8 protein-coding genes are annotated in these 9,384 nt (G+C 53.7%); 5 read left to right on the top strand and 3 right to left on the bottom strand.

Annotated features, from left to right (window positions below):
* Window positions 1-418: 418 nt before the first annotated feature.
* Window positions 419-1,486 (top strand): dihydroorotase, encoded by a 1,068-nt coding sequence (gene pyrC, locus KR51_RS11260; RefSeq protein ID WP_022607809.1) that lies wholly within the window; start codon window positions 419-421, stop codon window positions 1,484-1,486.
* Between the two features lie 528 nt (window positions 1,487-2,014).
* Window positions 2,015-2,311, top strand: a complete 297-nt coding sequence (locus KR51_RS11250; RefSeq protein WP_040656015.1) for a hypothetical protein — start codon at window positions 2,015-2,017, stop codon at window positions 2,309-2,311.
* Window positions 2,312-2,632: 321 nt separating this feature from the next.
* Here KR51_RS11250 and gloB read toward each other — a convergent pair whose 3' ends face one another.
* A complete protein-coding gene (gloB, locus tag KR51_RS11245) occupies window positions 2,633-3,406 on the bottom strand; it encodes a hydroxyacylglutathione hydrolase (RefSeq protein ID WP_022607807.1) in 774 nt (257 codons plus the stop codon).
* A gap of 118 nt (window positions 3,407-3,524) precedes the next feature.
* On the bottom strand, window positions 3,525-4,268 hold the full coding sequence (locus KR51_RS11240; RefSeq protein WP_022607805.1) for a response regulator transcription factor: 744 nt from the start codon (window positions 4,266-4,268) through the stop codon (window positions 3,525-3,527).
* 225 nt (window positions 4,269-4,493) lie between these two features.
* On the opposite strand from KR51_RS11240, the gene KR51_RS11235 reads away from it, so the two are divergent.
* The 3 genes from KR51_RS11235 to KR51_RS11225 are packed head-to-tail and all read left to right on the top strand — an operon-like array spanning window position 4,494 to window position 7,621.
* The gene (locus KR51_RS11235) at window positions 4,494-5,618 is read left to right on the top strand and encodes a YheT family hydrolase (RefSeq protein ID WP_022607803.1); all 1,125 of its coding nucleotides are present in this window, start codon (window positions 4,494-4,496) and stop codon (window positions 5,616-5,618) included.
* Between the two features lie 55 nt (window positions 5,619-5,673).
* Entirely contained in the window at window positions 5,674-6,801 is a 1,128-nt protein-coding gene (locus tag KR51_RS11230; RefSeq protein WP_022607801.1) for a tetratricopeptide repeat protein, read from the top strand.
* A gap of 13 nt (window positions 6,802-6,814) precedes the next feature.
* Window positions 6,815-7,621 carry a TrmH family RNA methyltransferase gene (locus KR51_RS11225; RefSeq protein ID WP_022607799.1) on the top strand — a complete coding sequence of 269 codons (807 nt, stop codon included), beginning with the start codon at window positions 6,815-6,817 and terminating at the stop codon, window positions 7,619-7,621.
* Window positions 7,622-8,617: 996 nt separating this feature from the next.
* On the opposite strand, the gene KR51_RS11215 is transcribed toward KR51_RS11225, so the two are convergent.
* Window positions 8,618-8,941 carry a DUF4282 domain-containing protein gene (locus tag KR51_RS11215; RefSeq protein WP_022607797.1) on the bottom strand — a complete coding sequence of 108 codons (324 nt, stop codon included), beginning with the start codon at window positions 8,939-8,941 and terminating at the stop codon, window positions 8,618-8,620.
* Between the last annotated feature and the right edge of the window lie 443 nt (window positions 8,942-9,384).

Genomic DNA, 9,384 nt, shown 5'->3' with positions numbered 1-9,384 from the left:
GGCAATGCCATCAAAATCGCTTGCTATGTAATTTCATAGACCACCGCCGAACATCCTTACATTTTTTTGCTTTATCTTGGAAGCCAACTATGTTGTTCACCTGCATTTTGTTTGTTGAACTGGCGATTTTCTCGAGGCAAAGATTCCTATTAGAACTTTTGAAAAGATACTAAAAAATCTCGTTTGGCATGTCATACAAAAAACAAAATATCCTTTCAATGAAGACTTCAATGACTTCTAATCCCTTCCCGAAATTGATTATGCAAGAGGTCTAGTTACTACTAGTATGGACTTTTGCATTATGATAGACTAAGTGCCTAGTCATGAATCAAGCTAGTTGACAAAAATGTCTTCCGTTTCGACTTCCCTAGAACTTTTTCACGTTGGCTGCAGTTCAACCCTGTTATAAAATTGGACGATGCAAAATATTACCATGACTCGCCCCGATGACTGGCATCTGCATCTGAGGGATGGTGCAGCTTTGAAAGCGGTTCTGCCTCATACGGTACGCCAGTTTTCCCGTGCCATCATTATGCCCAATTTAAAGCCTCCGGTCCGCTCGTTAGCTGATGCTTCAGCTTATCGAAATCGCATCATTGCAGCAATTCCGGCGGGCAAACAATTCGAGCCACTGATGACACTTTATCTAACCGATAATACCAGCCCTGAAGATATTGTTGCTGCTAAAGCGTCTCAGTTTATCAAAGCAGTAAAGTACTACCCAGCCGGGGCAACGACGAATTCAGAATTCGGCGTGACGGATATTCGTAAGTGCGATCGCGTCTTTGAGGTGATGCAGCAGGTAGATATGCCCTTGTTGCTACATGGGGAAGTGACTGATAGAGATGTAGATGTGTTCGATCGCGAGAAAGTATTTATCGAGAAATATTTGATCCCTCTCAAGCTACGCTTTCCTAAGCTTCGCGTGGTGCTCGAACACATTACTACTGCCGATGCTGTGGAGTTTATCCTGTCTGCTAACAATATTGCCGCTACTATTACCCCACAACATCTTTTGTTCAATCGCAACATGCTATTCATGAATGGCATGTGCCCTCACTATTACTGCCTGCCAGTTTTGAAACGCGAGCGTCATCGTCAAGCAATTTTGCAGGCAGCAACATCTGGCGACCCTAAGTTTTTCCTTGGTACCGATAGTGCTCCACATGCCCGTGACAGCAAAGAAAGTTCCTGCGGTTGTGCAGGTTGCTATTCAGCTCTGCATGCTATGGAGTTGTATGCAGAAGCTTTTGAAAGCACCGATGCACTTGATAAACTTGAAGCCTTCGCCAGTTTCCATGGTCCGGATTTTTATCGGCTGCCGCGCAATACCGAAAGGATAACTATGACCAAGTCAACCTGGCGTGTACCCGATGAATTACCATTTACTGAATTTGGGCTCGTGCCCTTGTGGGCAGGTCATGAAATGACGTGGCGAATGGTATATGAAAGCAGCTCGGAATTGCTCTCGGCGCAATCGATTTAAAATATGTGAGTTTGAATTAGGGCGGGCAGAGAAGGTCGAATAGCTTACCTAAGTAATGAGAGGCAATGGCTTGGGCAGCTTTTGGGAGGGAATGCTTTATGGGAATGCCCGATGGCATTGTTAGCTGCTGGCCTTGAAGTGGGAACGGCGGACTTACCCGCGCTACCAAGACCTTGTCAAAATCTAGTATGTACATAGCAGCAAAATTGCGGGCGATTCACTCTTCGCAGAAGTTTTGTGTAGCGTCCTAAACGGTTTAGGGGGCAACAACCTGGTAAGTTCTGATTTGTGGCGATAATGTCGATCGCGCGCGCTTCAGGGCCATGACTGCGACATTCACGTTGGCAGACTGGGGGGCAACTCCTTCTAGTTGTAGATCATTAACGACAGTCGTAACTCCATTCAGGACTTTACGATCGCTAAAGACCGCCTTGGTTGGCGCGCTGCCAACATTGTCATTACGGGCCATTATCGCTTTGTCAATGCCCTGGCAATGCGATCCACGACAAAGGGAGCATCGAGTTCGTATTGCAAGACAACGACGCCGATGGCGATGCGTCCACGAATCTTACTGCCCGCTCTGCTACGGACTTGATTTCCTGTGCTATTAACGAAGCGGGTGCAGTTGTCTTCAAGTACTTCAACTGCGGTCTGAAAGTCAACCGCTTGTCGCACTTCGGGGAACTCAGTGATGCCGATGCAACATCGATCGTTCTTGCTCGCTTGGATAACCTGGACAGTCAAGTAGGGTTTGCTGAAAAAGGCTGGATTATGACAATGAAAGGCTCTAAGTGTTTTCTATGCCAGAAAAGTGCACGGTTATAGGCACCAGAGCATCAAAACCCTTACAGTTAGGCTCAGAATCCGAGGAAAAAAGCTGGAGCTAGTTGGTAAAAAGCTGATTCCATAAGCTCTCTACCCCCTAAATTTGATTTGTGGATTTTTTCAGCAAACCCCAAGTAGCGATTCAAGCCTTACCCCCTTCAGGGTTGACAACTTCGCTTTCCTCGCTTAGCCGGCGCAAATAATAAAGGTAGTACTTCAGTTAAAGGTAGTACTTCAGTAATTGCAGGAAATACTTGAGTCCGACTGCGGAATGTTGCGATAGGCGCGACGTTCTCAGGTAAAGCTCAAGCGCCCGGATGTCTAAAAAAGATCGCGGCGACCGCGCAGGCGAGCGAAAACACGAATGGGGTCCTTGGTTTGCATTGCTGCTTGCAAGGCCGGCTCGTCCCAACGCAGAAATGGATTTGTACGCCGCTCGATGCCTAGTACCGAAGGCACGGTTGCTTCACCTCGAGTTCGCGCTCGCTGCACGTCGGCAAACCGCTGCTGCAAGATTGGGTTCTCGCCATCGACGGTTAGCGCGAAGCAAAGGTTCTTGAGCGTGTACTCGTGAGCGCACCACACGCGCGTAGCATCCGGCAGCGATCGCAACTGCTGCAGGGATGCCAGCATCTGGGCGGGTGTGCCCTCGGACAAGCGACCGCACCCACCGGCAAAAATTGTATCACCGACAAATAGTTCGCCCGGCTCAGACGGGGTGGACGGCGGAAAGTAGTAGGCAATGTGAGCGCGGGTGTGACCTGGAACGAAAAGCACCTCGCCAGCCCGTCCAGCAAACTCTACGCGATCGCCTCCGTGCAAAAAGACCGACTGTCCTGGCACGCGATCGCGATCCTCGGCTCCGGCATAAACCGTTGCGTGTGGGAAGGATGCCAATAATTCGAGGTTGCCGCCAATGTGGTCGTGATGGTGATGGGTAATAAAAATGGCAACGAGTTTTAGTTCGCGCGCTTGCAAGCACCGTAAGACCGATTGTGCCTCAGCCGGATCCACGACAGCAGCGCTACCGCTTGCCGCGTCGCATAGCACGAAGATGTAATTATCAGTTCGGACGGGCAAGCGCTCGATCTGCACGACGATAGTCCTCGAAAACGCCCTCTAACTGCTATCCAAACGTCACTATGAGAACTTAAGCGCGCTGAAGCATTAGCGTCCAGGTCGCTTGGGATCGAGTTCTGCGATCTATTGGCTATCAGACAGCGGCCGAGCTTGTTTGACTGGAGCTCGGGTTTTCTTCGACCGGGAGTTCTAGGCAGTAACCAGCACCGTAAACGGTCTTAATGAAGATGGGGTGGCGTGGCTCCGGCTCTAGCTTCGTACGGAGATGGCGGATATGAACGCGAATCGTTTCGATGTCGTCATCCGGATCGTAGCCCCAGACTTCCTTGAGGATTTCGCTAGGAGGCACGGTTTGACCGTGACGCTGCAGCAGGCAATGCAGGAGTTCGAACTCGAGATGAGTCAGCTTGACGGTCTTGGTAAACCAAATGGCCTCAAAACGCTCGGGGACAAGCGTCAGGGGACCGTAGTTGAGAATTTCCGAATGCTTGGCGGCTTGAGGGATGCGATCGGTCCGTCGCAGTAGTGCTCGCACCCTCGCCAACATTTCTTCGACCTCGAACGGTTTGGTGAGATAGTCGTCAGCGCCGGCATTAAACCCTTCGACTTTGTCTTGTGTTTGGCCGAGTGCTGTCAGCATCAAAATCGGGATGTCTGCAGTTCGATCGTCGCGCCGCAGGCGTTGGCAAACGGTAAATCCGTCCACGCGAGGCAGCATTAGGTCGAGCATGATTAAATCGGGCTGCACTTGAATCGCGAGGGCTTGACCCTTGACTCCGTCAGCTGCCGAGCTCACGTCGTAGCCTGCCATCTCGAGGTTGATGGCGACTAACTCGGAAATTGCGGGGTCGTCGTCAATGACCAGGATTCGCGGCATCGTTTTAAAGGCAGGCGATATAAGGGGCCGTAGCTTTCGATTAAGATCTGTTAGGGGATACTTAAGAAACCTGTCCTGATTATAAGCTTTATCTCGTTCATGTCACGTTTGTCGCGAACGTGACGTATATGCAGGCTGTTTGCAAGCAGCCTGAATGCTCTGCGAGACCCCCCTATTGCTACCTATGTCATAACCCTAGTCATTACATTTCTCCAACTCTGCCCCGTGTTTCCACTGAGCGATCGCCTGCCGAGTCCGAAATTGAGTCCAGCAAGCGGGGTGCTGCCTTATCGGCCGCCGCGCTACTTACGTGACGGTTTGGTGCAAACTCTGGCCGTGAGTCTCTGGTACGGTCGAAGCTGGTGTTGGTGGGGCGATCGCGTGTCCTGGATGAGATCCTTGCCGCACGTCCCCTGGCAGGAAAAAGTCTTTCGCGGTGCCGAAGACGTACCGCTATGGGGGATTTGGAGTTGCCCGCCGCAAGCAATCGGGACGCTAATCCTGAATTACGGCATTGCCGGCACCACGCAGACGGCTTGGTACGCACACGCACTGGCGCGTAAGGTGCACGCACGGGGGTTTGCGGTGTTGCTGTACGACTGGCGCAGTCACGGTCGGACGGCAAGTCTTTCGCCCGTTCCTTCATCGGATGGGTGGCGCGAAGGGAGCGATCAGGTCCAACTGGCATCGCAGTTGGTCGCCCTCGGGTGTCCGTCGGCGGTGATACTGGTCGGGTTTTCGTTGGGCGGTCAGCTCGCATTGTGGGGATTAAAAGCCGCGGCAGCCGAGGGCAGCACGTCGATCCGCGGAGCAGTAGTCCTCAGCCCAAACCTTGAGTCGGATAGATCGCTAACCCATTTGGAATCGACGCGGGCAGGACGGGCGATTGCCTCTAATCTGACGCGGGAGCTGCAGAGAGCCGCTCGCGATCGCCAGCGCGACTTCCCAGACGCGATCGCGCCGGAGTCAGTGGCCCGCATCGACTCGATCCGAGCTTTCGATCGCGAGCTCGTCGTGGACTACTACGGCTTTGCGAGCGTCGAGGACTATTACCGCCGCACGAGCGGACTATATTTGTTAGACAAGTTGGCTTTACCTTATCTAGTCATTTATGCAGCTGACGATCCCATGTTTGACCCGACGCTCGTGCCGGAGCTTGCCGCGCGCGTGGCGGCTAATCCCCTCGGACGTTTGTTGCTAACCGCCAATGGCGGTCATGTCGCGCATGTTGGCTTGCCGGCAATGGGTGAAGATGAGTTTTGGGGGTTAAATCGCATGGTAGATTTCTGCGTGCAACTTGCAACTGGTTATATCCGAGTAGGATGCGCTCGAGGGCGGTCCTGCAGGTGAAATTGTTATATAAGAACAGGCATCACAAGCGCGTCCGGGATGGGACGCTCAACTCGTGCGATTTGTTTTTTCTAAACCGCTACTCGGCTTGGCACTAGCCGGTACACTCCTTACGGTGCCAGCGATCGTCGCGCGCCCTCTTGCAGCCGGGCACGCTCAGGTGCCGGCCAACTCCGCTCGCTTGGCGGACTTACTCCAACGCGGGCGCGATCTTGCAGATGCTGGTGACTATGCTGAAGCCACTCGTTTGTACGAGCAAGCTGCAACTCTCGACGCGCGCAATGCCCGCATCTACTCCGGTATCGGGTATTTGCAAATACAGCAAGAAAATTTTGGTGCGGCGGCAGAAGCCTATCAGCTTGCCGTGACGCTCGAACCGCAAAACCCCGACTATCATCACGCACTCGGGCACAGCCTCGCTCAAGCCGGCAACAATGTGGCAGCGCGGCAGGCTTACGAGCAGGCACTCCAACTTGCTCCCGAAGCGGTCGAGCACTACCTCGGGTTGGGCGTCGTGTTATCGCGGCAGAACGACTACGTTGGAGCGCTGAGCGTTTACGAACGAGCTCTAGCAATCAACGCAAGCGACCCGCAGATTTACAGAGCAATCGGGGCGCTTCAGGTGCAGCAAGGGTCCCCGGACGGTGCAATACAAGCCTTCGAGCAGGCGATCGCGCTCGATCCCACCGATGCGCAACTACAACTTAAACTCGCCCGGGTCTATTTTGAGAGCGGTCATGTGACGGAGGCGGCGAGCGCGCTCCAGACGGCCGAGCGCCTCAATCCGCGCGATGCTGGCCTGCATTATCAAACCGGGCAGCTTCTTCAAGCAGAAGACCGGTGGGACGAGGCACTGAGTGCATATAAGCAGGCCGCCTCGATCGCGCCGCAGTCGATCGAGGTTCAAGCCGCGATCGGAGAAGTGCTTCTGGTTCGTGAAGATTACCTGCTGGCGATCGTGACCTATCGCCGCTTGACGGAGCTTGCCCCGCAAAACCCCGGGGTCTACTTCAATTTGGGGCTGGCACTTCAGGGACGCGATCGCTTGGGCGAAGCCCGTCGGGCTTTCGGCACCGCTCGCGACCTCTACACCAGTCAGGGTGACGGCGAGGGCGCTACCCGCGCCGAGGAGCGTCTCCAAGCTCTCGACAACGGCCGAGAGGACGAAGACAATGATGAGTAAGCGCTAACTTTCCGTGCTGACCAGCCTTCAGAACCCGCTCGTCAAGCAGATTCGCAAGCTGCACCGCGCAAAGGAACGGCGCAATCTGGATTTGCTGTTGCTCGAGGGTACGCACCTAGTGGCGACGGCTTGCGAACTCGAGCGATCGCTAGTGGAGGTGTGTGCGACGCCGGAGTGGCAGGAGCGCTACCCGCACCTTTGGTTGCGGGCAAGCGCGCGGGCGCAACGGGCGGAGTCGGTCGCGCCGGAGGTGTTGGTAAAGTTAGCAACGACGGTCAATCCCGACGGGGTCGTTGCAACGGCTCGACGGTCGCAATTGCACCGTGTTCCATCACCGGCGATCGATTTGGGCATCGCGGCTGAGCGCCTGCAGGATCCGGGCAATTTGGGCACGACGATTCGCACGGCTGTAGCTGCAGAAGTCGGGGGATTGTGGCTGAGTGCCGACAGCGTGGATCCAGATAGTCCAAAGGTGTTGCGAGCCTCGGCCGGCGCTTGGCTGACGCTGCCCATTGCCGTTGCAGCAGATGTGGGAGCGGTTGTACGGGCATTCCAGCAGCAGGGCGGTCAGGCGATCGCGACGCTGCCTCGGGCAAAGCGGACTTACTGGGATGTCGATCTAAGAGGTCCGACGCTGATCCTGCTCGGGAACGAGGGGGCAGGATTGTCTGCGGAGCTTTCCGAACTAGCGGACGTGCAGGCGTGCATTCCGATCGCGCCGGGAGTTGAGTCGTTGAACGCAGCAACTGCGGCCGCCCTGCTGCTCTTTGAGGTGCGCCGCCAGCGCTGCAGCGCAAAAGATCGTGCCGCGTCGGATTAGAGTCGAACCCGAAGTGGCGTGGAGATTGGACGATCTGCAGGTGCCACTGCTGCTGCGAGATCGACTGATGGGAAGATTTCGCGCAGTTCAATTTACCTAGTTTCTACCCAATTGCTTCTCTCTTTTTTCTACCCCTTTGACCGGATAGCTGGTAAAAGCCCAAAACCTCAAAGCAACCTTAAGGAGCGAGAACGATCCAGCCGGGATTGCGGTCAACCCCGAGAAACTTCTAGGCTTACCATGGCAAGCTCCTACCCATTATCCTCGCCGCGCTTGGATCTTCGTTCCGCCAAGTAGGAACGAATATCCACTTTTTTGGAGCCGCAACTCGTTCCCATGCGCATCCATAAAGATTACGTAGTCCGCGCGTTAGAATCCGCCACAGCAAGCGACTGGGGCACCTTGCGGGCAGCCTAAGTTACCGAAGGCAGTCGCTTTGCTGGGACGCTCCTAGTACGCGTTATGCGGGGTTTATTAATTTAACAAGAACTCGCCAGCCTCGAAGTCCCGCAGGATTAATTCTGCGATGGCCCGAACATAGCCACCCAGGGGGACTCCCTCAAACGACAGCCTATGCTGCCCGCTCTGGGTTAGCGGCCGCTGAATTGGCGGCTGCCCGCGCCGCGATCGTTGTGTTCGAACAGCGCGTTGCTGTTGCCGGCACCAAACGCGATCTCTCTCAACAATTGCTTGCGGGTGGGAGTCACCACGATGTTGATATTCTTTTGACTTTGATATCAGGTCCCCTTGATTACTTGCCGTTGGTGAATCTTCAGATGAGAATGCTGAGAGAATCGCTGCAATCTGGCTCGGACAGTATTCTGGAGGATCTGGCATCGCGAGTGGCGTGTGGGACGATGGTTGCCCTGCGCTGAAAGTCAGCCTTGAGATCGAGCGTGACCACGGGGAATCTCAACTTGAAAACGATGGAGACAGGAAAGCGACCGCTGCTGGCAGACAGGATTAAATCACAACACTCTCTAAGGGCTTCCGCATCTAAAATCCTTCATTTCCCTGTGTAACGGTCTTCGTATTTTCGGCAGTTTCCTTGACACTTGCTGCAATCTTGATAGATTCCTCAGCAACACGGATTACAGCAATCATACTTTCCAGAAAAATTCTCAAAAAAATGATTTCCAAAAGTGCAAAAACGGGCGTTAAAATTAAGGAAAGAAGTCCTGCAAGAATCCCCGATCTGAAACCCAAGCCAAGAAACAAAAGACTAAACAAACCTATTAGACCCAATCCGATTGCGTAGAGAAGACCGATGAATTTCGGAGCGAAGAAATTCTTAAACGAAAAATCCCAAAGTGCATTCATGATAGAAAAAAGTCAGTGTGCTTGCAGCCGAACAGGTGAACTACTCATTGAGAGTCTGTTTGAAACACGGGTCGCATTAAAGCGAACTCATACCTCCAGATAAAAATGCTGATCTCAGCTTGCCAGCGTGTTGCTCTGGTCAATTTAATACCCGGTAGAACGCTTTTCAAACAGCCTCTGAAACAGAATCATATCCGAGATTGTTTCTGATCGCCACTGTCTGAAATGTTTTATCGGAAAGCTGCGATCGCCCCTAGCAGTTTTGGGCAGGGAGGGATGGGAGCTGCGGGCGAGTGGCTCGATGCCGGGCGCCTAACAGATTTGCTCGCGAAGAGAGCGCAAAACTGCAGGCCCTGGAACGCACGTACCAGTATTGCTTCTGCACCACTGCTGCCCAAGGAAGTCTCCTGCGCCGAACATCTGCTGCCAGAGCCTAGCCTGGA

It is taken from the genome of Rubidibacter lacunae KORDI 51-2, from assembly GCF_000473895.1.
GTDB classification, from domain to species: domain Bacteria; phylum Cyanobacteriota; class Cyanobacteriia; order Cyanobacteriales; family Rubidibacteraceae; genus Rubidibacter; species Rubidibacter lacunae.
The sequence above is the reverse complement of the archived record's forward strand: the minus strand, read 5'-3'. Positions and strand labels throughout refer to the sequence as shown.

Coding starts and splice junctions, on each gene's coding strand:
- KR51_RS11240 (WP_022607805.1), bottom strand. CDS start 4,268: ATGCCGCGAATCCTGGTCATTGACGACGACCCCGCAATTTCCGAGTTA.
- pyrC (WP_022607809.1), top strand. CDS start 419: ATGCAAAATATTACCATGACTCGCCCCGATGACTGGCATCTGCATCTG.
- KR51_RS11215 (WP_022607797.1), bottom strand. CDS start 8,941: ATGAATGCACTTTGGGATTTTTCGTTTAAGAATTTCTTCGCTCCGAAA.